Annotated in this window: 20 protein-coding genes and 1 riboswitch; of the genes, 11 read left to right on the top strand and 9 right to left on the bottom strand. The window is 74.0% G+C overall.

Annotated elements, in window-relative coordinates; translation table 11 throughout:
• The first annotated feature begins 141 nt into the window (after positions 1-141).
• Together I4I81_RS31600 and I4I81_RS15170 are read left to right on the top strand one after the other, a co-directional pair.
• Positions 142-1,185 (top strand): helix-hairpin-helix domain-containing protein, encoded by a 1,044-nt coding sequence (locus I4I81_RS31600; protein ID WP_372478397.1) that lies wholly within the window; start codon positions 142-144, stop codon positions 1,183-1,185.
• Positions 1,182-3,617: a ComEC/Rec2 family competence protein gene (locus tag I4I81_RS15170; RefSeq protein WP_218616119.1), complete on the top strand. Its 2,436-nt coding sequence runs from the start codon at positions 1,182-1,184 to the stop codon at positions 3,615-3,617. The genes I4I81_RS31600 and I4I81_RS15170 overlap by 4 nt, the downstream gene beginning before the upstream one ends.
• On the opposite strand, the gene thrC is transcribed toward I4I81_RS15170, so the two are convergent.
• The gene (thrC, locus tag I4I81_RS15165; protein ID WP_218602221.1) at positions 3,520-4,788 is read right to left on the bottom strand and encodes a threonine synthase; all 1,269 of its coding nucleotides are present in this window, start codon (positions 4,786-4,788) and stop codon (positions 3,520-3,522) included. The genes I4I81_RS15170 and thrC overlap by 98 nt on opposite strands.
• Positions 4,789-4,796: 8 nt before the next feature.
• Positions 4,797-4,933, bottom strand: a riboswitch (SAM riboswitch).
• A 102-nt stretch (positions 4,934-5,035) separates the two neighbouring features.
• Between thrC and holA the strand changes: the two genes are divergently transcribed.
• The gene (holA, locus tag I4I81_RS15160) at positions 5,036-6,001 is read left to right on the top strand and encodes a DNA polymerase III subunit delta (RefSeq protein WP_218602239.1); all 966 of its coding nucleotides are present in this window, start codon (positions 5,036-5,038) and stop codon (positions 5,999-6,001) included.
• 135 nt (positions 6,002-6,136) lie between these two features.
• Here the strand turns inward: holA and rpsT are convergent, their stop codons facing one another.
• Entirely contained in the window at positions 6,137-6,400 is a 264-nt protein-coding gene (rpsT, locus tag I4I81_RS15155; RefSeq protein ID WP_218602222.1) for a 30S ribosomal protein S20, read from the bottom strand.
• Positions 6,401-6,592: 192 nt separating this feature from the next.
• Here rpsT and I4I81_RS15150 point away from each other — a divergent pair, with 192 nt between their 5' ends.
• From I4I81_RS15150 to I4I81_RS15140, 3 genes are read left to right on the top strand one after another with little or no spacing between them, the layout of a single operon-like run.
• Complete coding sequence (locus I4I81_RS15150) at positions 6,593-8,299, top strand: circularly permuted type 2 ATP-grasp protein (RefSeq protein WP_218602223.1); 1,707 nt, start codon at positions 6,593-6,595, stop codon at positions 8,297-8,299.
• On the top strand, positions 8,299-9,243 hold the full coding sequence (locus I4I81_RS15145; RefSeq protein WP_218602224.1) for an alpha-E domain-containing protein: 945 nt from the start codon (positions 8,299-8,301) through the stop codon (positions 9,241-9,243). Before I4I81_RS15150 ends, I4I81_RS15145 begins: the two co-directional genes overlap by 1 nt.
• Positions 9,243-10,085 (top strand): transglutaminase family protein, encoded by an 843-nt coding sequence (locus I4I81_RS15140; RefSeq protein WP_218602225.1) that lies wholly within the window; start codon positions 9,243-9,245, stop codon positions 10,083-10,085. The genes I4I81_RS15145 and I4I81_RS15140 overlap by 1 nt, the downstream gene beginning before the upstream one ends.
• Before the next feature lie 3 nt (positions 10,086-10,088).
• Here the strand turns inward: I4I81_RS15140 and I4I81_RS15135 are convergent, their stop codons facing one another.
• Complete coding sequence (locus tag I4I81_RS15135) at positions 10,089-11,900, bottom strand: diguanylate cyclase (protein ID WP_218602226.1); 1,812 nt, start codon at positions 11,898-11,900, stop codon at positions 10,089-10,091.
• 503 nt (positions 11,901-12,403) lie between these two features.
• Here I4I81_RS15135 and mscL point away from each other — a divergent pair.
• The 3 genes from mscL (at position 12,404) to I4I81_RS15120 (ending at position 15,249) form a co-directional block, all read left to right on the top strand.
• Positions 12,404-12,856 carry a large conductance mechanosensitive channel protein MscL gene (gene mscL, locus I4I81_RS15130; RefSeq protein WP_218602227.1) on the top strand — a complete coding sequence of 151 codons (453 nt, stop codon included), beginning with the start codon at positions 12,404-12,406 and terminating at the stop codon, positions 12,854-12,856.
• Positions 12,857-12,908: 52 nt separating this feature from the next.
• Positions 12,909-14,750, top strand: coding sequence for a translation elongation factor 4 (gene lepA, locus I4I81_RS15125; RefSeq protein ID WP_218602228.1), 1,842 nt, complete (start codon positions 12,909-12,911; stop codon positions 14,748-14,750).
• Between the two features lie 124 nt (positions 14,751-14,874).
• Positions 14,875-15,249: a hypothetical protein gene (locus I4I81_RS15120; RefSeq protein ID WP_218602229.1), complete on the top strand. Its 375-nt coding sequence runs from the start codon at positions 14,875-14,877 to the stop codon at positions 15,247-15,249.
• 6 nt (positions 15,250-15,255) lie between these two features.
• Here the strand turns inward: I4I81_RS15120 and I4I81_RS15115 are convergent, their stop codons facing one another.
• Positions 15,256-15,663, bottom strand: a complete 408-nt coding sequence (locus I4I81_RS15115; RefSeq protein WP_218602230.1) for a MarR family winged helix-turn-helix transcriptional regulator — start codon at positions 15,661-15,663, stop codon at positions 15,256-15,258.
• A 158-nt stretch (positions 15,664-15,821) separates the two neighbouring features.
• Positions 15,822-16,787, bottom strand: coding sequence for a zinc-binding dehydrogenase (locus I4I81_RS15110; protein WP_218602231.1), 966 nt, complete (start codon positions 16,785-16,787; stop codon positions 15,822-15,824).
• A 44-nt stretch (positions 16,788-16,831) separates the two neighbouring features.
• Between I4I81_RS15110 and I4I81_RS15105 the strand changes: the two genes are divergently transcribed.
• Complete coding sequence (locus I4I81_RS15105) at positions 16,832-16,993, top strand: hypothetical protein (RefSeq protein ID WP_218602232.1); 162 nt, start codon at positions 16,832-16,834, stop codon at positions 16,991-16,993.
• Here the strand turns inward: I4I81_RS15105 and I4I81_RS15100 are convergent.
• The gene (locus I4I81_RS15100) at positions 16,983-17,363 is read right to left on the bottom strand and encodes a GNAT family N-acetyltransferase (protein WP_218616118.1); all 381 of its coding nucleotides are present in this window, start codon (positions 17,361-17,363) and stop codon (positions 16,983-16,985) included. The genes I4I81_RS15105 and I4I81_RS15100 overlap by 11 nt on opposite strands.
• Positions 17,360-18,163 carry an NAD-dependent protein deacetylase gene (locus I4I81_RS15095; protein WP_218616572.1) on the bottom strand — a complete coding sequence of 268 codons (804 nt, stop codon included), beginning with the start codon at positions 18,161-18,163 and terminating at the stop codon, positions 17,360-17,362. The genes I4I81_RS15100 and I4I81_RS15095 overlap by 4 nt, the downstream gene beginning before the upstream one ends.
• Before the next feature lie 72 nt (positions 18,164-18,235).
• Here I4I81_RS15095 and I4I81_RS15090 point away from each other — a divergent pair, with 72 nt between their 5' ends.
• Positions 18,236-18,808, top strand: a complete 573-nt coding sequence (locus I4I81_RS15090) for a TIGR03086 family metal-binding protein (RefSeq protein ID WP_218604328.1) — start codon at positions 18,236-18,238, stop codon at positions 18,806-18,808.
• A gap of 78 nt (positions 18,809-18,886) precedes the next feature.
• Here I4I81_RS15090 and I4I81_RS15085 read toward each other — a convergent pair whose 3' ends face one another.
• Entirely contained in the window at positions 18,887-19,660 is a 774-nt protein-coding gene (locus tag I4I81_RS15085) for an enoyl-CoA hydratase-related protein (RefSeq protein WP_218604329.1), read from the bottom strand.
• Entirely contained in the window at positions 19,657-21,606 is a 1,950-nt protein-coding gene (locus tag I4I81_RS15080; protein ID WP_226363952.1) for an ABC transporter ATP-binding protein, read from the bottom strand. Before I4I81_RS15080 ends, I4I81_RS15085 begins: the two co-directional genes overlap by 4 nt.
• Between the last annotated feature and the right edge of the window lie 24 nt (positions 21,607-21,630).

Below are 21,630 nucleotides of genomic sequence, written 5' to 3'. Positions count from 1 at the left end.
CACATGCCGGGGGTGCCCATCGTGCCAGCCGGGGGTGACAACGGGCGGGTGCGCCGGTCGGGTTGTGCACATCGCGGGCCGGCCGTCCACAGCCGGGCAACTCGTCGCTGCGACCGGCCCGCGGGGTCCTAGCGTCGGGGTGTGGCCAGACGCGAACCCCCCGGTGGCCGGCTCGCCTCGGCGCTCGGGGCGCCGGGCCCGCCCGAGCGCATGCCGCCGGACGGCACGTGGCCGCCGGCGCTCCGTGACCCGGGCGGGTCCGGGCAGGATCCGCCGACGGTGCCGCTGCTGCCGGCCGGTCGGTACCCACCGGCCGGTGGGCCCGCGCCGCGGTGGTCGCCGGGTGGCCGCGCGGGTCGCGATCCCCTGCACACCGATGAGCCCGTACCCGTCGACGACCCCCTGCCCGTCGACGACCCCCTGCCCGTCGACGACCCCCTGCCCGGCGGCGCCCCGTGGGCGGCGCGGGACGGCGGTGTCGCGGCCCCACCCGGCCGGTCGGGTCTGCGGGCGCGGATCGTGGACGCGGTCGTCCCGGCCGCCTGGCGCGAGGCGCGGGTCGACCCCGGCCGGCCCGGGGCGAAGGCGTTGGCGCTGGTCGCCGCCCTGGCCGCGGTGGTCGCGGCGGTGGGGGTGTGGATGGACCGGCCGCGCACCGAACCGGTCGCGGCCCTCCCCGCGGTCGTGGTCACCGACGCCCCCGAGGCCCCGGCCACCACGGAGCCGGCGGAACCCGCGGGTCCGCTGGTGCTCAGCGTGTCGGGCAAGGTCGCCCGGCCCGGCCTGATCGAGCTCCCCGGCGGCTCCCGCGTCGCCGACGCGCTCGAGGCCGCGGGCGGGGCCCTGCCCGGCACCGACCTGTCCGCGCTCAACCTGGCCCGCCGCGTCGTCGACGGCGAGCAGATCGCGGTCGGCGTACCCCCGGCCCCGGACGCGGCCCCGGTGGCCGGCGGCGGCACCGGCGCGGCAGCGGGGCAGGGCACGTCCACCGGCGGCCCGATCGACCTCAACACCGCCACCGAGTCCCAGCTCGACGCCCTGCCCGGCGTCGGACCGGTCACCGCCCGGCGGATCCTGGAGTGGCGCGGGCGCAACGGGCGCTTCACCCGTGTCGAGCAGCTGCGCGAGATCGAGGGCATCGGCGAGCGGCGGTTCGCCCAGCTCCGCGAGCTGGTGGTCGTGTGAGCACCCCGGATCCCGCCCGGCGCCCGCCCGACCTGCGCCTGGTCCCCGCCGCCCTCGCCGCGTGGGCCGTCGTGCTGGTCGGGCTGGGCATCGGCCCCGTCGCGGCGACCGTGGTCACGGTGCTCGCCGCCGTCGCGGTAGCGGTCGGCCTGCGCCGTCGGTCGTCGGTGCTGCTCGCGGCCGCGGCGTGCGCGGCGGCGGCCGGACTCGTGGTGGCCGCGCACGGCGTGCTCGTCGCCCAGCACCCGCTGCGGGCGGCGGCGCAGGCGGGGGCGGCCGCCACGCTCCGGGTCGTCACGACCGACGACCCGTCGCCGATCCGGGCGGCGGTCCCGGGATCCGCTCAGGTGCTCGTCGAGGCCGGGCTGGTGCACGCCGAGGCGACGGGCGGCAGCTGGGACACCGGGGGCCGGGTGCTGCTCGTCGCGCCCGCCGAGGACTGGGCGGGGCTGCTGCCCGGCCAGGCGGTCACCGCGCAGGGTCTGCTCGCCCCGGCCGGGCGCAGCGACCTCACCGTCGCGGTGCTGCGGGTCCGCGGCGCACCGGCCGACGTGGCGGCCCCGCCGTGGTGGCAGACCGCGGCCGGAGCGCTGCGCGCGGGGCTGCACGACGCCGCAGCCACGCTCCCGGACGCCCCCGGCGGGCTGCTGCCGGGCCTCGCGGTCGGCGACACGACCCGGCTGCTCACCGAGGTCGAGGACGACTTCCGCGCCTCCGGTCTCACCCACCTCACGGCGGTGTCCGGGGCGAACCTCGCGATCGTGGCGGGGGCGGTCCTCGCCGTGGCGCGCCTGTTCCGCACGGATCCGCGCTGGTCCGCTGCGGCCGGTGGGCTGGCGGTGCTCGGGTTCGTCGTGCTGGCCAGGCCCTCGCCCAGCGTGGTGCGGGCCGCGGCGATGGGAGCGGTCGTGCTGCTGGCCCTCGCACTGGGCCGCGGCCGCTCGGCGGTGCCCGCACTCGCCGTCGCGGTGCTGGTGCTGCTGCTGGTCGATCCCGCCCTGGCCGTCGATCCGGGGTTCGCGCTGTCGGTCCTGGCCACCGGTGCGCTCGTGCTCGTCGCACCGGGCTGGGCCGCCGCTCTGCGCCGGCGGCGGCTGCCGACGTGGGCGGCGGAGGCGCTCGTGGTGCCTGCGGCCGCGTTCCTCCTCACTGCACCGGTCGTGGCCGGATTGTCCGGACAGGTCGCACCGGTCGCGGTGCTGGCCAACCTGCTCGCCGTGCCGGCCGTCGCGCCCGCGACGGTGCTCGGGGTGCTCGCCGCGCTCGTCTCGCCGGTCAGCCCGGCGGCGGCGCAGGTGTGCGCGTGGCTGGCGTGGCCGTTCGCGGGCTGGCTGGTGCAGGTCGCCGACCGGGCCGCCGCCGTCCCGGACGCCGCCCTGGCGTGGCCCGACGGCGTCCTCGGCGGGCTGCTGCTGACGCTCGTCCTCTCCGTGCTCGTGCTGCTCTGGGGCGCACCGCGCGGCCGGGCCCTGCTGCTCGCCGTCCTGCTCGGGCTCGCGCTGGTGCTGGTGCCGACCCGCGTCGTGCCGCCGGGGTGGCCCCCCACGGGCTGGGCGCTGGTCGCCTGCGACGTCGGGCAGGGCGACGCGATCGTGCTGGCCACCGGTGAGCCGGGGCGGGCGGTGCTCGTCGACGCCGGGCCGGACACCGGGCCCGTCGACGCCTGCCTCGACCGGTTCGGGGTACGGACCCTGGCCCTGGTCGTGCTCAGCCACCTGCACGCCGACCACATCGGTGGCCTCGACGGCGCGCTGCGTGGGCGCACGGCGGGTGGGGTGGCGGTCGGACCGGTGCAGGCCCCGCGGGGCGGGCTCGCGGCCGTCGCGGAGTCGGCGGCCGAGTACGGCGTGCCGGTCGTCGCGCTGGCCGCCGGGCAACGCCTGGAGTGGCCGGGCCTGGCCGTCGACGTGCTCGGACCGCTCCATCCCGACCCGTGGCTCGACCCCGACGACGGGACCGCGGTCAACGACGGGTCACTGGTGCTGCGTGCGACCACCCCGGCCGGCACGGTACTGCTCAGCGGCGACGTCGAGCTCGCCGCGCAGGCCGACCTGGTGTCCTCCGGCGTCGACCTGCGCGCCGACGTGCTCAAGATGCCGCACCACGGCAGCCGCTACACCAGCATCGAGTTCCTCAACGCCGTGTCCCCACGCGCGGTGCTGGTGAGCGTCGGGCTGGGCAACAGCTACCGCCATCCCGACCCCGGCCTCGTAGGGGGACTGGAACGGGCCGGGATCGTGGTGGCGCGCACGGACGAGTCGGGTGACGTCGCCGTGCTGGGTACCGACGAGCTGGTCCGGCGGGGCGATCCGCTGCCGGCCCGCCGGCGCAGGATCAGCGGCGGTTGGCGAGGGCCTCGCGCACCGCCGCGCTCGTGGAGGGCACGGTGGCGGTCGGGCCGATCTGGCCGGCCACGGCGTCGAGGGTCTTGAGGCCGTCGCCGGTGATCAGCAGGACGGTCTCGGCGTCGGGGTCGAGCTTGCCCTCGGCGAGGAGCTTGCGGGTCGTCGCCACGGTGACCCCGCCCGCGGTCTCGGCGAAGACGCCCTCGGTGCGGGCCAGCAGCCGGATGCCCTCCACGACCTCCTCGTCGCTGACGTGGCCGACCGCGCCGCCGGTGCGGCGGACCGTGTCGAGGACGTAGGGGCCGTCGGCGGGGTTGCCGATCGCCAGCGAGCGGGCGATGGTGTCGGGCCGCACCGGCTGGATCCAGTCGTTGCCGTCGTCGAACGCCTTCGCGACAGGGGAGCAGCCGGTGGCCTGGGCACCGAACACCGTGTAGGGGGTGGCCTCGACCAGGCCGAGCGTGCCGAACTCCTGGAAGCCCTTGTCGACCTTCGTCAGCTGTGACCCCGACGCCACGGGGATCACGATCTGCTCGGGCAGGCGCCAGCCGAGCTGCTCGGCGACCTCGTAGCCCAGGGTCTTGGAGCCCTCGGCGTAGTACGGGCGCACGTTGACGTTGACGAACGCCCAGTCCTCGTGCTCGGCCGCGAGCTCGGTGGCCAGGCGGTTGACGTCGTCGTAGTTGCCGTCGACGGCGAGCAGGGTGCCGTCGTACACGGCGGTGGTGAGCACCTTCGCCTGCTCGAGCGACTTCGGGATCAGGACGACGGAGTCCCAGCCGGCCCGGGCGGCCGCGGCGGCCACGGCGTTGGCCAGGTTGCCGGTGGAGGGGCAGCACAGGACGGTGAAGCCCAGCTCGCGGGCGGCGGCCAGCGCCACGGCGACGACGCGGTCCTTGAAGGAGTGCGTCGGGTTGCCGGTGTCGTCCTTGACCCACAGGTTGCGGATGCCCAGCGCCGCGCCGAGGCGGTCGGCCTTGATCAGGCGGGTGAGGCCGGGCTCGGTGTTGGGGTGCTCCTGCACGGTGGACGGCACGGGCAGCAGGCCGCGGTAGCGCCAGATCGACCGGGGGCCGGCCTCGATGGAGGCCCGGGTGACGTCACCGAACTCGTAGGCGATCTCCAGGGGCCCGAAGCACTGGGGGCAGGCGAACTCGGCGGCGAGCGGGATCTGGTGGCCGCACTCCCGACAGGACAGGGCGCGTGCGGGGCCCAGGTCGAAGGACGTGGGCGTCGTGACGTCGGCAAGCAGCGACATTGAAGTACTCCTCATCTTCCCCGCACCGTGCGGGTCGGAATTGGCACCGTGTTCGAGCACGCCGTCCGATGGATCGGACGCTGTACGTGTCTCGCCGGTTGCCGGGGCTTCAACGGGCCGTTCCCTCTGCCCCTCTGGATGAGCCATGTTCAGTTGTGCCGGTCACGTTACGACACGCAGACGCCCGGCCCAAGTCCTGCCCGCCATGTGGGAGCCGGGTCACGAGATGCCGGTGCCGTGCGCGACGATGGCGGGCGTGGCTCCCGCACCGGTCCGGCTCGTGCTCGGCGAGGAAGAACTGCTGGTCGAGCGCGCGGTCCAGGACGTCGCGGCCGAGGTCCGCGCCGCCGAGCCCGGGGCCGAGCTGCGCCGCTACCGGGCCACCGAGCTGTCACCGGTCGACCTGGCCGACGCGCTGAGCCCGTCGTTGTTCGCCGACGCCCGCATCGTGGTCGTCGCCTCCGCGCACGAGGCGGGCAAGGAGCTGGCCACGGCGGTGATCGACCAGGCGGCCGACGTCGCGGAGGGCATCACGCTGGTCCTCACCCACGCCGGCGGGGCGCGCAACAAGGCCCTCGTCGACACCCTGAAGGCGAAGGGTGCCGCGGTCACCCGGTGCGACAAGGTCACCCGCCACGAGGAGCGGGCCGACTTCGTGCGTTCGGAGATCCGCCGGGTCGGCGGGAAGATCGCCCCCGACGCGGTCGGCGTGCTGATCGAGGCCGTCGGCTCCGACCTGCGGGAGCTCGCCTCCGCGGCGGGGCAGCTGGTGGCCGACACCGGTGGCGTCGTCGACGAGAAGGCCGTGCGCCGCTACCACCGCGGCCGGGCGGAGACCACCGGTTTCGCCGTCGCGGACAAGGTGGTGGCGGGCGACCGGGCCGGCGCGCTGGAGGCACTGCGCTGGGCGCTCGTGCTGGGCGTGCCGCCGGTGCTGGTGTCCGACGCGCTGTCCGACGCGGTGCGCACGCTCGCGAAGGTCGGGTCGGCCGGCCGCGGCGACCCGAACCGCCTCGCCGGGGCGCTGGGGATGCCGCCGTGGAAGGTGCGCAGGGCCCAGGGCGCGGTGCGGTCGTGGCGACCCGAGGCCATCGCCGACGCGGTGGCGCTCACGGCGCAGCTCAACGCCGACGTCAAGGGCGCCTCCCCGGAGCCGGCATACGCCCTGGAGCGCGCGGTCCTGTTGCTGTGCGCGGCCCGCGGCATCCGCTAGGAGCGCGCTGACAGCTCGGGCGAGGGCACCACCTGCACCCCCCGCTCGCGACGGCCGGAACCTTCTCGGCACCCTCCTGGGACGCACGGAACGGCGCCGCCCCGGAGGACGACGCCGTTCGTGGAGGAGCGGGGATCAGGCGGCGGAGGTGACCTTCTTGGCCATCGCCGACTTGCGGTTCGCCGCCTGGTTCTTGTGGATGACGCCCTTGCTGGCGGCCTTGTCCAGCGCCTTGCTGGCGGCCCGCTGCAGCTCGACGGCCTTGTCGGTCTCACCGGCGGCCGCGGCCTCGCGGAAACGACGCACCGCGGTGCGGACGGCGGACTTGACCGACTTGTTGCGCTGACGCGCCTTCTCGTTGGTCTTGACCCGCTTGATCTGGGACTTGATGTTCGCCACGCGATTTGCCTCGAGCTCTCTGCCGCTGATGTCTGTCTACGCTGTGGATCTGCCCAGGCGGCATCTGCACAACTGAACACGCCGGGCACTCGATCGTCCATGCTACAGCCGGGAGCGGGCCGACCCGACATCGGCCCGAGTTACCTGGCCGTTGCACGCGGCAGTGGCTCTCGCGCGCCGCCGTGGGTGAGGATGACGCCCGACGGCCGCCCCCCGCGGCCGGTGGCGAGGAGGACCGTGACCCGAGCACCCGAGCGTCGCCGGAGCGAGCCCGACAGCCCGGATCCGGCCGGGGAGGGCTCTGCGCTCTTCGACGGCTACCTGGAGCCCGACCGACCCTACGCCGGGGCGTTCGACGAGATGTTCCATGCCGACGGCCGGGTGCGGTCGCACTACCGCGCGCTGCACGACGCGATCGCGCCCACCGCCGCCGCCGACCTCGCGGTCCGGTCCGAGGCGCTGGACCGCGCCTACGTCGACCAGGGCATCACGTTCTCGCTGTCCGGCCAGGAGCGCCCGTTCCCGCTCGACATCGTGCCGCGCGTGATCAGCGCGGGGGAGTGGAGCCGGCTGCAGAAGGGGATCGTGCAGCGCGTCCAGGCGCTCGAGGCGTTCCTCGCCGACATCTACGGCGACGCCGAGATCGTCCGCGACGGGGTGCTGCCGCGCCGGCTGATCACCAGCTGCGAGCACTACCACCGCGCCGCTCACGCGCTGAACCCGCCGAACGGTGTGCGCATCCACGTCGCCGGGATCGACCTGGTCCGCGACGAGGCCGGCACGTTCCGGGTGCTGGAGGACAACCTCCGCAACCCCTCCGGGGTGTCCTACGTCATGGAGAACCGCCGCACGATGGCGCGGGTGTTCCCCGACCTGTTCAGCCGCCAGCGCGTGCGCGCCGTCGGCGACTACTCCACGCACCTGCTCCGCGCCCTGCGCTCGGCCGCCGCGGCCAACGAGGCCGACCCGACGGTCGTCGTGCTCACCCCCGGGGTGTTCAACTCGGCCTACTTCGAGCACTCACTGCTCGCGCGGCAGATGGGCGTCGAGCTCGTCGAAGGGCGCGACCTGTTCTGCCGCGACAACGTCGTCTACATGCGCACGACCGAGGGCGAGCAGCAGGTCGACGTCATCTACCGCCGCATCGACGACGAGTTCCTCGACCCGCTGCAGTTCAAGCCGGGCTCGGTGCTCGGCGTCGCGGGCGTGATGAACGCGGCGCGCGCGGGCAACGTGGTGATCGCCAACGCGGTGGGCAACGGTGTGGGCGACGACAAGCTCGTCTACACCTACGTCCCGGAGATGATCTCCTACTACCTCGGCGAGAAGCCGCTGCTGCCCAACGTCGACACCTTCCGCTGCTGGCTCGACGAGGAGTGCGGCCACGTGCTCGACCGGCTCGACGAGCTGGTCCTCAAGCCCGTCGAGGGCTCCGGCGGGTACGGGATCCTGTTCGGCCCCAACGCCTCCAAGGCGCAGCTCGCCGCCGCGCGCAAGGACATCCGCGCCGACCCGCGCGGCTGGATCGCCCAGCCCGTCGTGCAGCTCTCGACGGTGCCGACGAAGGTCGACGACCGGCTGGTGCCGCGGCACGTCGACCTGCGGCCGTTCGCGGTCAACGACGGCGACGGCGTGTTCGTGCTCCCCGGCGGCCTGACGCGCGTGGCGCTGCCGAAGGGCAGCCTGGTCGTGAACTCCAGCCAGGGCGGCGGCAGCAAGGACACCTGGGTGCTCGCCGCGCAGCGCTCGCCCGAGGCCGAGCGGGAGCTGGGCCAGCGCGGCCTGGCCTCGATCGCGCCCGCCGGGTCGCCCGCGGCCGAGCACGGCCCCGAGCTGACGATCGGCCAGCAGCAGCAGCAACAACAGCAACAGCAACAGCAGGCCGGAGGTGTCGAGTAGTGCTGGCCAGGAACGCGGAGTCGCTGTACTGGATCGGCCGTTACGTCGAGCGCGCCGACGACACGGCCCGCATCCTCGACGTGTCGGTCCACCAGCTCCTGGAGGACGCCACCGTCGACGCCGACACCACCGCGCGCACGCTGCTCGCGGTGCTCGGCGTCGAGGCCCCGGAGGGCGACCCGCTCGACGCGTGGTCGCTCACCGAGCTGGTCGGCTACTCCGCCGACCAGGCCGGGTCGATCGTCGCGTCGGTGTCGAGCGCGCGGGAGAACGCCCGCGGGGCGCGCGAGGTCGTCTCCTCGGAGATGTGGGAGTGCCTCAACGCCACCTGGAACGCCCTTCCCGAGCGGCAGCGCTACGCCCGGTGGGTGGGCCCGCACGCCTTCTTCTCCTACGTCGAGGACCGCGCGGCGATGTTCTCCGGGCTGGCCGCATCGACGATGAGCCGCGACGACAGCTGGCGGTTCTACCTGCTCGGCCGCTCCGTGGAGCGCGTCGACATGATCGTCCGGCTGCTGCTCTCGCGGGTGTCGGACCGCATGTCGTCGCCGGGCTGGCTCACGGTGCTGCGCAGCGCGGGCGCCGCCGACACCTACCTGCGCACCTACCGCGGGGCCCTCGACGCCACGCGCGTCGTGCAGTTCCTGCTGATGGACAAGCTGTTCCCGCGGTCGGTGTTCCACGCGCTGCGCCAGGCCGAGACCTGCCTGGCCGACCTGGACAACCGCCCGACGTCCCGGATCGGGGCCAAGGCGGAGGCGCTGCGCCTGCTCGGGCGGGCCCGCTCGGAGCTGGAGTTCCTGCGCCCCGAGGAGCTGCTCGACGACCTGCCCGCCCAGCTCATGGGCCTGCAGGAGACCATCCGCGACGTCGGCGAGGCCGTGTCGCTGCAGTACTTCCACGCCGCCCCCTGGGTCGCCTGGACCGCACCGGAGGTTTCCTGATGGGTTGGCGCATCCGGGTCGTGCACGAGACGGGCTACCGCTACGCCGCCCCCGTCCACGAGTCCTACAACGAGGTGCGGCTCACCCCGCGCAGCGACAACCGGCAGAACGTGATCGTCAGCCGGGTCGAGACGGTGCCCCCGACGCGGTCCTACCGCTACGCCGACTACTGGGGCACCACCGTGACCGCGTTCGACCTGCACGCCCCGCACACCGAGCTCGCCGTCACCGCCACCTCGGTCGTCGAGACCGCCGACGCCGTCGCGCCCGCGCGGTCGGCGACGTGGGAGGAGCTGGCCGGGGAGCCCGTGCGTGACCGGTTCACCGAGACGCTCGAGTTCACCGACTACGTCGTGCGCAACCGCGACCTCGGCCGCGCCGCGAAGGCGCTCAAGCGGGGCAAGGACCCGGCCGACGCCGTGCTCGCCGCGTGCCGCTGGGTGCGCGAGCACCTGACCTACCAGGCGGGCACCACCGGAGTGCACACCAACGCGGTCGAGGCGTGGGAGACGCGCAAGGGCGTCTGCCAGGACTTCGCGCACCTCACGCTGCTGCTGCTGCGCGAGATGGGCATTCCCGCCCGCTACGTGTCGGGGTACCTGCTGCCGCGCGCCGAGACCGAGGTCCGCCAGACCGTGACCGGGGAGAGCCACGCCTGGATCGAGGCGTGGACCGGTGGGTGGTGGGGCTACGACCCCACCAACGACATCGAGATCGCCCACCGCCACGTCTGGGTCGCGGTGGGCCGCGACTACTCCGACGTCCCGCCGCTCAAGGGCATCTACTCCGGCGGCACGGCCGCGGCGCTCGACGTCACCGTGGACATGACGCGGCTGGCCTGAGGGTCAGAGGGACGCGACCTTCCGCAGCCGGCCGGTGCGCTCGACGGGCCCTGCCGGCATGTCGCCGGTGGGCACCGCCCCGATCACGACGGAGTTGCCGCCCTGGTGCTTGGCGCGGTACATCGCGGCGTCGGCCCCGGCGAGTGCGGCGGAGGGGTCGACGTCGAGCGGGGCGCGCACCACGCCCACCGACATCGTGACGCCCGCGGCGACGTCCTCGGGCAGGCCGGCGACGGACTCGGCGGCCCGGACCAGGGCGGCGCGCGCCACCGTCAGCGGCGTGGCCGGCATGACGACGACGAACTCGTCGCCGCCGTAGCGGGCGACCATGTCGGGGGCCCGCAGCGCGGTGCGCAGGCACGACGCGACGGCGCGCAGGACACGGTCGCCCGCGGCGTGCGACCGGGCGTCGTTGACGTCCTTGAACCGGTCGAGGTCGATGAGCGCCACGATGTACGGCTGGCTTGTCGCGGCGGCGATCTCCTCGGCGAGGCGCAGGTCGAGCGCGCGGCGGTTGGGCAGGCCGGTGAGGGGGTCCTGCAGGGCCTGTGCGGCGACCGCGCCGTGCTCACGGGTGAGGCGATGGTGCTCGGAGTGGCTGCGCAGCGCCACCAGCCGGGCCTCGCGCAGTGCCCACAGCTCGTCCTCCAGCGCGGCGACGTAGTGCTCCAGGCCGGGCGAGCGCGGCACGCCCCCGCGGGCGGCCCCCTCGACCTTCGCGAACTCGCGGTGCAGGGCCAGCGCGAGCAGCGGCTCGGGGCCGTTGCGGTCGGCGAGCTCGGCGCGCAGGGGCTCCAGCGCCCGGACGGCGTCGTGCGGGCGTCCGGCCGTCATGTGGCAGCGGGCGGTCGCGATCGCCAGCAGGATCCGGTCGTCGAGGAGGAACGCCTGGCGGCCGAGGTCGGCGAGCCGGGCGAGGTGCTGGGGCCCGGGGTGCTGCATCGCGTAGGCGGTACCCACGACGATGCAGTCCTCGACGGGCGGCAGCCCGGCCCCGACGTGCCGGTCGCGGGCGTCGGTCCACAGCCGCTCCGCGACGTGGGCGATCTGCGCGGCCGCGACGAACCGGGTGGCCGCGGCGGCGTCGCGACCGCCGCGCTCCAGGCGCAGGGCCCAGGACAGCTGCAGGCGCACGCGGTTGAGCTGATGGATCAACCGGTCGATCGGCCCGCTCCCGGACTCCGCGACGGCGACTGCGTGCTGCGACACCTCGTCGGCCAGCTCGTGCGCGCCCAGCTTGAGCAGCACCAGCAGCAGGCCGTTGAGCGTGCGCGACATCCGCTGGTTCCGCAGGAGGCCGCGCTCGCCCGCCGGGGGAGGGGCGACGTCGGCCAGGATCGCCAGCGCCGCGGCGGTGTCGGGCAGGGCGGCGTCGCCGTGGTCGAAGATGACCGCCCGGTGCGCCCGCAGGACCGCGACCTCGGCGAGCCAGCACGCGTCGCCGCTGAGCTCGGCGAGCTCGCTGTAGGCGTGCAGCAGGCCGTCGATCTCGACGAGGTTGGCCGCGTCCTCGTCCATGACCCGCACCAGCACCGCCATCCGCAGCAGCTCGGCGACCAGCGCCGAGGGCCCGCGGCGGCGGGCGTGCGCGAGCAGCCCGTCGATGCCCCGCCGGGCGGCGGCGCGACCGGCGGGCGAGGCCTTCTGCTGCCAGACGAACATGCCCCGCGCGCGGGCCTCGACAGCCTGGTCGTCGAGCCGGTGGGCATGGGTGGGGCAGTCGCACTCGGGGGCCCCGGCGATCAGGCTGCACCCCCGGAACTCGATGCGACCGGTCCCGGCGGCGGGTGGAGGTCGCACACCCGGAGAGGTCATGGTCGCGTCCTGCCCCCATCGATGGCCGACCGGGACTGAGCTCGCCGACGCCGGGCTGGGGCCCCGGCGTGCTCTGGGGGCGAGTTCCCGGCAGCCTCACCCCCCGGAAGGCGCAGCCATCGTCGCACGTGCAGGCGCACATGCAACAGTGCGGTCCGCTCAACCACGACGAGGTCGTGCGCTGCGTGATCGACGGGCTACGACGGGTGTGCGGCGGTGCCTCCGAGCAGGTTCCGGGTGAGGATCGAGCGCTCGTCGCGGGCCCGTCCAGTCCGGTGCCGAGCAGGGCCGGTCGAGGAGCGCGCTCCGGCGCCGGCCGGGGAGGAAGGACACGAGCCCGTCGTCCACGTGCTCGCCGTCCTCCGAGGTGTGCACCCGGCGAGGCCGGTGCGGCGAGCACGGCGGTGGCGGCCTGGTCACCGGACCAGGTGACTGCGCCGTATGGCGGTTGCCGCATGATTCCAGCGGCGCCGGGCGGTCCGGCGGCGGAGAGGGGTGGCACCGTGAAGGGTCTGTGGAGCGAGTTCAAGGCGTTCGCGCTGGGCGGCAACATGCTGGACCTGGCCCTGGGCTTCATCATCGGCACCGCGTTCGCGGGTCTGGTCGACAGCCTCGCCGGTGACGTGATCATGCAGTTCGTCGCGGCGATCTTCGGGCAGCCGGACTTCTCCGCGCTGGCGTTCACGCTCAACGGGTCGGAGATCCGCTACGGCGCGTTCCTCACCGTCGTCGTCAACTTCCTGCTGCTCGCCGCCGTGCTCTTCGGCCTCGTGCAGCTGCTCAAGCGGGCCGGGCTGGGCAACTTCAAGGCCCAGGGGAGCCAGGAGTGCCCGTACTGCAAGGAGTTCGTGGCGATCGACGCGACGAAGTGCAAGTTCTGCACGGCCGACATCGAGCCGGGCGTGGCCGACGACGAGTCCCCGCTGATCGCGACGGAGACCCGGGTGGCCGACTGAGCTCCTACCGCGTGGGACCATGGACGGACCCCGCAGCTGAATGGAACCGTGAGTGGCCTCGTACGCCGACAAGACCTTCACCCCGCCGGAACTGATCCGGAACTTCTGCATCATCGCCCACATCGACCACGGCAAGTCGACGCTGGCCGACCGCATGCTGCAGATCACCGGTGTGGTGGAGGAGCGCGCGATGCGTGCGCAGTACCTCGACCGCATGGACATCGAGCGGGAGCGCGGCATCACGATCAAGGCGCAGAACGTGCGCCTCCCGTGGAAGGTGGGCGAGACCGAGCACGTCCTGCACATGATCGACACCCCCGGTCACGTCGACTTCACCTACGAGGTGAGCCGGGCGCTGGAGGCGTGCGAGGGCGCGGTCCTGCTGGTCGACGCCGCGCAGGGTATCGAGGCGCAGACCCTGGCCAACCTGTACCTGGCCATGGAGAAGGACCTCACGATCATCCCGGTCCTCAACAAGATCGACCTGCCCGCGGCCGACCCCGACCGCTACGCCAAGGAGATCGCGCACATCGTCGGTTGCGACGCCGACGACGTGCTGCGCGTGTCCGCGAAGACCGGCCTCGGGGTACGCGAGCTGCTCGACGAGGTCGTCCGGGTCACCCCGGCCCCCGTCGGCGAGGCCGACGCCCCGGCGCGGGCGATGATCTTCGACTCGGTCTACGACACCTACCGCGGCGTCATCACCTACATCCGCGTCGTCGACGGCAGGATCACCCCGCGCGAGCGGATCAAGATGATGTCGACGGGCGCCACGCACGAGATCCTGGAGATCGGGGTCGTGTCGCCGGAGCCGAAGCCGACCGTCGGGCTCGGCGTCGGCGAGGTGGGGTACCTGATCACCGGCGTGAAGGACGTCCGCCAGTCGAAGGTCGGCGACACCGTCACCTCGCTGCGCAAGGGCGCCACGGAGCCGCTCACGGGCTACCGCGAGCCCCGCCCGATGGTCTACTCCGGGCTCTACCCCGTCGACGGCTCGCAGTACCCGGAGCTGCGCGAGGCCCTGGACAAGCTCCAGCTCAACGACGCCGCGCTCACCTACGAGCCGGAGACGTCCGCGGCGCTGGGTTTCGGCTTCCGCTGCGGCTTCCTCGGCCTGCTGCACCTGGAGATCACCCGCGACCGCCTCGAGCGCGAGGCCGGGCTGGACCTGATCTCCACCGCGCCCAACGTCGTGTACCGCGTGGTGCGCGACGACGCCGTGGAGCTGACCGTCACCAACCCGTCCGACTGGCCGACCGGCCGCGTCGCCCAGATCTTCGAGCCCGTCGTCAAGGTGACGATCCTGGCGCCGTCGGAGTTCATCGGCGCGATCATGGAGCTGTGCCAGACCCGCCGCGGCAACCTGGGCGGCATGGACTACCTGTCGGAGACCCGCGTCGAGCTGCGCTACACGATGCCGCTCGCGGAGATCATCTTCGACTTCTTCGACGCGCTGAAGTCCCGCACCCGCGGCTACGCGTCGCTCGACTACGAGGAGGCGGGCGAGCAGGAGTCCGAGCTCGTCAAGGTCGACATCATGCTGCAGGGCGAGCCGGTCGACGCGTTCTCCGCGATCCGGCACAAGGACGACGCCTACTCCTACGGCACCCTGATGACGACCAAGCTGCGCGAGCTCATCCCGCGCCAGCAGTTCGAGGTGCCGATCCAGGCGGCGATCGGGTCCCGGATCATCGCGCGCGAGAACATCCGCGCGATCCGCAAGGACGTCCTCGCCAAGTGCTACGGCGGCGACATCACCCGCAAGCGCAAGCTGCTGGAGAAGCAGAAGGAGGGCAAGAAGCGCATGAAGACCATCGGTCGGGTCGAGGTGCCGCAGGAGGCCTTCGTCGCCGCGCTCTCCACGGACTCCACCGCCGACAAGCCGAAGAAGTAGCACCCGGGCCGGCCGTCTGTACCTCGGGAGTGAAGGAGGGGACGATGGACGTCATGACCTCACCCGTCCCGACAGGTCGCCCGTTCGCGGTCGTGCCCGCCCGGCTGCCGGACGGCACCCGCCCGTGACGCTCGGGGATCCGAACGCCGTGGGTGCCGTGGTGCTCGTGGCCGTGTTCGTCGTCGGGGTGCTGGCGGGGCTGGCCAAGCAGCGCCTCGGGCTGCTGCTCGTCGGGCTCGTCGCCGTGGTCGTGCTGGGTCTGGTGGTGGCCGGTATCACCGGGCTCGACCTGGCCGGCCCGCGCGACGCCGTGGCCGTGCGGCTCTCGGGCGTCTACGCCGCGGCCGTGCCACCCGCGATCGCGTTCGTCGCGGGCTGGCTGGCCACGCGGGGCACGTGGTTCCGCCGCGCGCTCACCGTGGGGGTGGCGGTGCTGGTGCTGGCGGCGTTCCCCTACGCGGCGGCCGGGGCAGCCACCGCGGGGGCACTCGTGCCGTAGGGAGCGTCAGGCGGGGCGCTGGATGGCCAGCGGCTGGGTGGCGAGGGCTTCGAGGAGTTCGGCGAGCTGGGCGCGCTCGGGGGTGTGGGAGGCCCCCAGCGCGTCGCCCGCACCGCGTTCGACCCGGCCGCAGACCCGCTCGACCACCGCGCGCCCGTCGCCCGCCAGATGGACGAGCACGCGGCGGCGGTCGATCGGGTCGGTGCGGCGGAACGCGAGCTGACCGGCGACCAGCCGGTCGACGACACGGGTGGCCGTGGGGGCCGGGAGCGCGGTGTGCGAGGCGATCTCGCCCATGCTCCGGCCGCCGCCGCGGGCGAGCATGAGGAGCACCCGCCAGCCGTCGCGGCTGACCCCTTCCGCCGACGTGGCCGGGGACAGCGCGGTGGCGACCGCACGGTCCAACCGGTCCAACAACTCGACCAGACCTGTCACTGGTGGCGCCGGGGCGTACACCGTCCCCGGCGCCATACGACTTCGTGGCTCAGACACGGTGACAGACTGTACGTCCAGTTCCGGTGCACGTGCAGCCGAGTGTGCATAAAGCCTCCATTCGGCCCTGTGCTCCCGTATCAGCGCGTGAACACGATCTTGCCGGACGTGGACCCGTCGAGCATCGCCTGGAAGCCGTCCGCGGCCTTCTCCATCGGCAGCTCCAGGCCGATCTCCGGGCTGATCCCGGCGTTCGCGATGAACGACAGCATGTCGGCCAGTTCCTCGCGCGTGCCCATCGTCGATCCGACGACGCGCAGCTGCAGGAAGAACAGTCGCTGCAGGTCGGCGGGGGGGTTGGGGCCACTGGTGGAGCCGGAGATCACGATGATGCCGCCGGGCTTGAGGGCGCGCATCGAGTGCGACCAGGTGGCCTCGCCGACGGTCTCGAAGACGGCGTCGACCTTGCCGGGCAGGCGCTCGCCGGACGGGAACACCGCGTGCGCGCCGAGCCGCTCGGCGACCGCCCGCTTCTCCTCCGTGCGTCCGGTCACCCAGACCTCCATCCCGGCCGCGCGGCCGAGCTGGACCAGGGCGGTGGACACCCCGCCGGAGGCCCCCTGCACCAGCATCCGCTGCCCGGGACGCAGACCGGACTTGGTGAAGATCATGCGGTACGCGGTGAGCCACGCGGTGCCCATGCAGGCGGCCTGCACGAGCGAGAGGCCCTCGGGCTTCGGGACGGCGTTGCGGGCGGGGACGATCACGGTGTCGGCGAAGCTGCCCTGGTGCTTCTCGGTGAGCAGGGTGCGCTTCGGGTCGAGCGTCTCGTCACCGGACCAGGCCGGGTCGCCGATCACGGAGTGCAGGACGACCTCGCTGCCGTCGGGCAGCGTGCCCGCCCCGTCGCAGCCGAGGATCATCGGGAACTGCTCGGGCTTGATCCCGACGCCGCGCAGCGTCCAGATGTCGTGCATGTTGAGGCTGGCGGCCTTGACGCGGACCGCGACCCAGCCCTCGGGGGCCTCGGGCTCCGGACGCTCACCCACGGTGAGCGAGGAGAGCGGAGCGTCGGCATTGGGCTCTGCTGCGTAGACGGCGAACATGGGTGCGAACCTACTGGTGCGGGCGCGTCGGTACCGTGTGGAGCGTGACACGTGCACTCGCCGACTGGTACGACGCGGTGGAGCTGTGGGTCACCCAGCTGGCGTTCCCGCTGCAGGTCGTCCTCGCGGTCGTCGTCGTGCTCCCGCTGTGCCTGCTGGTGGCCGTCGCGCTCGACCGGCTCTCGGAGCGGCTCGTCAGGCGCTGACAGTCCTGCACGCGGCGATCGGCGGGAGCCCGAGGTCGAGGCGCAGCAGCGCGTGGAGCGCGACGTCGTGGAACGCTCCGTCCTCGCGGGAGTGCTCGCGCATCCTGCCCTCCAGCCGGAAGCGCGACGTGGCGGTGGCCGGGGAGCCCGACGACGGTGTCGCCGCCGCGCAGGGTGAGTCCCCGGTGGACGCTGCCGGCGGTCGACGGCCGGCCGCGCGATCGGGGCGTCGACCTGGTCGGGGGGAGGTCGGGTGCGGGTCGTTGTGCCGCCGCGCGTCGGCGTCGCCGCGGAACCGGTGCAGTGCCGGGGCGTCGGACGGGCGGAGCTCGCGCAGGACGACGCGGTCGGGGGTGAGGGTGGGGGTCACGCCGCCGCCGCCACCAGCGCCGACAGCACGTCGGAGCATCCGGCGTCGACGAGGACGGTGGCGAGGCCGTCGCCGCGGGTCGTGCCCCGGTTGACGATGACGACGGGTACGCCGAGCTTGTGCGCGTGCCGGACGAACCGCAGCCCGGACATCACGGTGAGCGAGGACCCGGCGACGAGCAGCGCGCCGCCCGACGGCGCCATCGCGTCGACGAGTGCGTAGGCGCGGGTGACGCGGTCGCGGGGCACGTTCTCCCCGAAGAACACGACGTCGGGCTTGAGGACGCCGCCGCAGGCGGTGCACCAGGCGAGCTCGAAGCCCGCGACGTCGTGGAGGTCGGCGTCGCCGTCGGGCCGGATCTCGCCGGCGGCGGACTCCAGGAAGCCGGGGTTGAGTGCGGCGAACCGTTCCTGCAGCGCGGTCCGCGGCGTGCGGCGGGTGCAGCCCAGGCAGACGACGGTGTCGATGCGGCCGTGCAGGTCGATGACGGCGCGGTGCCCGGCCTCGGAGTGCAGGCCGTCGACGTTCTGGGTGATCAGCCCGTGCAGGACCCCCGCGTCCTCGAGCGCGGCGAGTGCGCGGTGCCCGGCGTTCGGGGCGGCGTGCGCCATCCGGGCCCAGCCGACGTGGCTGCGCGCCCAGTAGCGCCGCTGCGCGTCCTCCCCGGAGACGAACTCCTGGTAGGTCATCGGCGTGCGGTTCGGCGATCCGGGGCCGCGGTAGTCGGGGATGCCGGAGTCGGTGGACAGGCCCGCACCGGTGAGCGCGACCACCGGGCGGTCGGCCAGCACGTCGAACATGTCCACGGATCCAGCCTAACCGTGTCGCGTTCGTCCAAGACGCCGTCGACGGGACGCGGCAGGCTGGGCCACATGGCGAACGACATGAGCGGCACCATCGACCTGGCCGTCGCCGCGATCCGCGGCGCCGACCCCGCACGCTTCGGCGACCCCACTCCCTGTCCCGACTTCACCGTGGCCGCCCTGATCGACCACATCGCGTCCGCGCTGCTGCTGGCGGAGCGCTCGGCGAAGCGGGAGATCGTGCCCTGGACGGAGGGCGCGTCCCCGGTGGTGGCCGGGCTCGACGAGAAGGACTGGGCGCACGCGTGCGCCACCCAGGCGGCGGCCACCGCGACCGCCTGGGACGACCCGGCGGCGTGGGACGGCGACACGCACATGGCGGAGACGCCGATGCCCGCCGCGATGATCGGCTCGCTGATGACCGCGGAGTTCGCGCTGCACGCCTGGGACCTCGCCGTCGCCACCGGAAAGCCGCTCGACGTGACCCCGGAGGTCGGCCAGGCGGTGCTCGACGGCCTCGTGCCGATCGCGCAGATGGGTCGCGACGGCGGCTGGTTCGGCGCCGAGGTGTCGGTGCCCGAGGGGGCGAGCGCGTGGGAGAAGGCGCTCGCGGCGTCCGGCCGGGACCCGGCGGCCCGCTGACGGCTCCGCGTACCGACCGGCGGTCCGCGCACGTCCGGGCGTGCGCGGACGGCGGGAAGGTACGCGGACCGCGGCCGGTCAGGCGGTGAGCGTCCAGGCGGGCTTGCGCTTCTCCGCGAACGCCGCCATGCCCTCCTGGCCCTCCTCGCCGGTGAAGAACCCCGCGGAGAGCTCCTGCATCGTGGCGAACTGCTCCGCCATCGACGACGGGCGCTCCCCGCGCAGCATCTCCTTCGTCGCCGCGAGTGCGCCCGGTGCCCCGAGCCGCAGCATCTCCGCGTAGCGGGCGACCTCGGCGTCGAGGCCGTCGGCCGGAACCGCGGAGTTGACCAGCCCGACGGTCACGGCGCGCACCGCGTCGAACGTCTCGCCGGTGAGGAACAGCTCGTGCGCGGCGCGGGGGAGCAGCCGCGGCAGCACCGTCACCGAGATGACGGCCGGCACGACGCCGATCCGGACCTCGCTGAACGCGAACGTGGCGTCGGCGGCGGCGACGGCGATGTCGCACGCGGACACCAGGCCCACCCCGCCCGCGCGGGCCGGGCCGGCGACGCGGGCGACGACCGGCTTGGGGGAGGTCCAGACCTTCGTCAGGATGGCCGGGACCTCGTTGACCCCCTGCTCGGTGACGCCCGCGCCGCGGGTCTCCTTGAGGTCCATCCCGGAGCAGAACACCCGCCCGGTGTGGCTCAGCACGATCACCCGTGCGGCGTCGTCGGACAGCGCGGTGTCGAGGTGCGCCAGTAGTTCCCGGCGCAACTGCGCCGAGAGCGCGTTGCGGTTGGCGGGGGAGTCCAGGGTGATCGTCGCGATCCCGGCCTCGACGTCGAGGTGCACCAACTCGGAGGTCATGTCGGGACGGTATCGGCATACGCGTGCGCCTGGAGCGTGAACAGCTCGTGGTACGTGCCACGCCGGGCCATGAGGTCCTCGTGGCGGCCGTGCTCGACCAGCCTGCCGTGCTCCAGCACCAGGATCTGGTCGGCGAAGCGGACGTTGGCGAGCCGGTGGGTGACGAGCACGGTGATCCGCTCGGTGCCCGTCCCGGTGCGCCCGTGCAGGGTGTCGAAGACCGCGTGCTCGGCGCGGGCGTCGAGTGCGGCGGTGGGCTCGTCGGCGACGACGAACGGCGCGTCGCGGTAGAGGCCGCGGGCCACGGCCATGCGCTGCCACTGCCCGCCGGACAGGTCGCGCCCGGTCTGGAACTGGGTCGACAGAACCGTCGGCCAGCCCGCGGGCAGCGACCCGACCACGACGTCGGCGCCGGAGTGCCGGGCGGCGTCGTCGCGGGCGGAGCCGGTGGGGTCGGCGCGGTCGAGCCGGCCGATGCGCACGTTGTTCTCCGCCGACATGGGCCAGTGCACGGGCTCCTGCAGCACGACGGCGACCCGGGACAGGGCGTCGGCGGCGCGGCTGACCTCCACGCCGTCCCACTGCACCGAGCCCCGCTCCGGCGCGTAGAGCCCGACCATCAGCTTGGCCAGCGTCGACTTGCCCGACCCGTTCTCCCCGACGAGCGCGACGACCTCCCCGCGACGCACGGTGACACTCACCCCGTCGACGGCCGGTGCCTCGGCGCCCGGGTAGCGGAACGTCACGTCGGAGAGCGTGACGACGTGCGGGCCGCCGGTCAGCACGGCGTCGGCGGGGGCGCGGCGCCGCGTCGCGGCGTCGGCGAGGCACGCGCGGTAGAGCTCGACGTAGTACCCCGAGTCGACGAGCTGGTTGCTCTCGTTGACCGTCGCCGAGACCGACTGCGACGCCATCCGCATCGCCAGCGCGGCGGCCCCGGCCAGCGCGAGGGGGATCGCGCCGGTGTAGACGAGCGTGCCGAGCAGCGCGTACGCCAGCGCGGCGCCGACGCCGGACAGGGTGCGCCCGAGCAGCTGGATACGCGTCTGGCGGTGCGCCAGGCGCACCGCCTCCGCGGTGAGCTGCCCGGCGATGCGCCGGTGCTCGCCGAGCAGCACGTCCTCGGTGGTGAACGCCCGCAGCTCGGCGGCGTTGGCACGGGAGGTGATGACGTCACCGGTGACGTCGAGCTGCCGCCACCGGGAGATCATCCGCACGAACGACGCGTAGCTCTCCCGCGCCGAGAGCAGGCTGGCCCAGGCCTGCGGCGCCGCCGCGAGCAGCACCACCGGCGCGAGCAACGGGTGCAGCACCCCGGCGGTGCCGACGGCCGCGGCCATCGAGACCAGCGAGGCGAGCAGGTCACCGGTGATCCGGACGCCCATGCGGATCCGGGCGATGCTCTGCTGGGCGACGCGGTCGACCAGCTCGGTGAAGTCGGCGTCGTCGAAGGCCACCAGGTCCAGGGCGAGCACCGCGGCGTGCAGGTCGTCCTGTGCCCGCTGCTCGACGAGCGGCACGAGCGCGGCCTGCACGGTGGCGACCGCGGCGTCGAGCAGCCCGCGCGCCGAGTACGCCAGCGCCACCAGGCCGAGCGCGGGCAGCGTGGCGAGGACCCGCTCCGGGGTCGGCCCCTGCTCGAGCAGCGAGGTGAAGACGTTGGCGGTGGCGAGCAGCCCGAACGCGGTGACCGCCCCCGCCGCCAGCTGCACGACGCCGGTCAGCAGCGTGAGACGCGGCGAGGTGCGCCAGGCCCACCGGATCAGCTGCGCGGCCGTGCGCGGCGTGGCCCGGAGCATCGACCGCACCCCCGACTCCGCCACCGAACGGGCCCCCGCGGCCCACGGCGGGGGCGTGACGTCGTCGATCCCGATCAGCGGTTCCGTCATCGCCCAGTACCCCGCATCGTCGAGCACCCCCACGCAGCCGAACGCTCCATGGTCCACGACGGGGGCGATGATCGGGAGGGG

The sequence above is a fragment of the Pseudonocardia abyssalis genome, from assembly GCF_019263705.2.
Taxonomy (GTDB): domain Bacteria; phylum Actinomycetota; class Actinomycetes; order Mycobacteriales; family Pseudonocardiaceae; genus Pseudonocardia; species Pseudonocardia abyssalis.
The sequence above is the reverse complement of the archived record's forward strand: the minus strand, read 5'-3'. Positions and strand labels throughout refer to the sequence as shown.

Bases quoted from the DNA above. Each gene is read 5' to 3' on its own strand.
- thrC (WP_218602221.1), bottom strand. From the start codon at position 4,788: ATGTCGCTGCTTGCCGACGTCACGACGCCCACGTCCTTCGACCTGGGC.
- holA (WP_218602239.1), top strand. From the start codon at position 5,036: ATGGCGGGCGTGGCTCCCGCACCGGTCCGGCTCGTGCTCGGCGAGGAA.
- I4I81_RS15150 (WP_218602223.1), top strand. From the start codon at position 6,593: ATGACGCCCGACGGCCGCCCCCCGCGGCCGGTGGCGAGGAGGACCGTG.
- I4I81_RS15140 (WP_218602225.1), top strand. From the start codon at position 9,243: ATGGGTTGGCGCATCCGGGTCGTGCACGAGACGGGCTACCGCTACGCC.
- I4I81_RS15135 (WP_218602226.1), bottom strand. From the start codon at position 11,900: ATGACCTCTCCGGGTGTGCGACCTCCACCCGCCGCCGGGACCGGTCGC.
- I4I81_RS15110 (WP_218602231.1), bottom strand. From the start codon at position 16,787: ATGTTCGCCGTCTACGCAGCAGAGCCCAATGCCGACGCTCCGCTCTCC.
- I4I81_RS15095 (WP_218616572.1), bottom strand. From the start codon at position 18,163: ATGTTCGACGTGCTGGCCGACCGCCCGGTGGTCGCGCTCACCGGTGCG.
- I4I81_RS15090 (WP_218604328.1), top strand. From the start codon at position 18,236: ATGGCGAACGACATGAGCGGCACCATCGACCTGGCCGTCGCCGCGATC.
- I4I81_RS15085 (WP_218604329.1), bottom strand. From the start codon at position 19,660: ATGACCTCCGAGTTGGTGCACCTCGACGTCGAGGCCGGGATCGCGACG.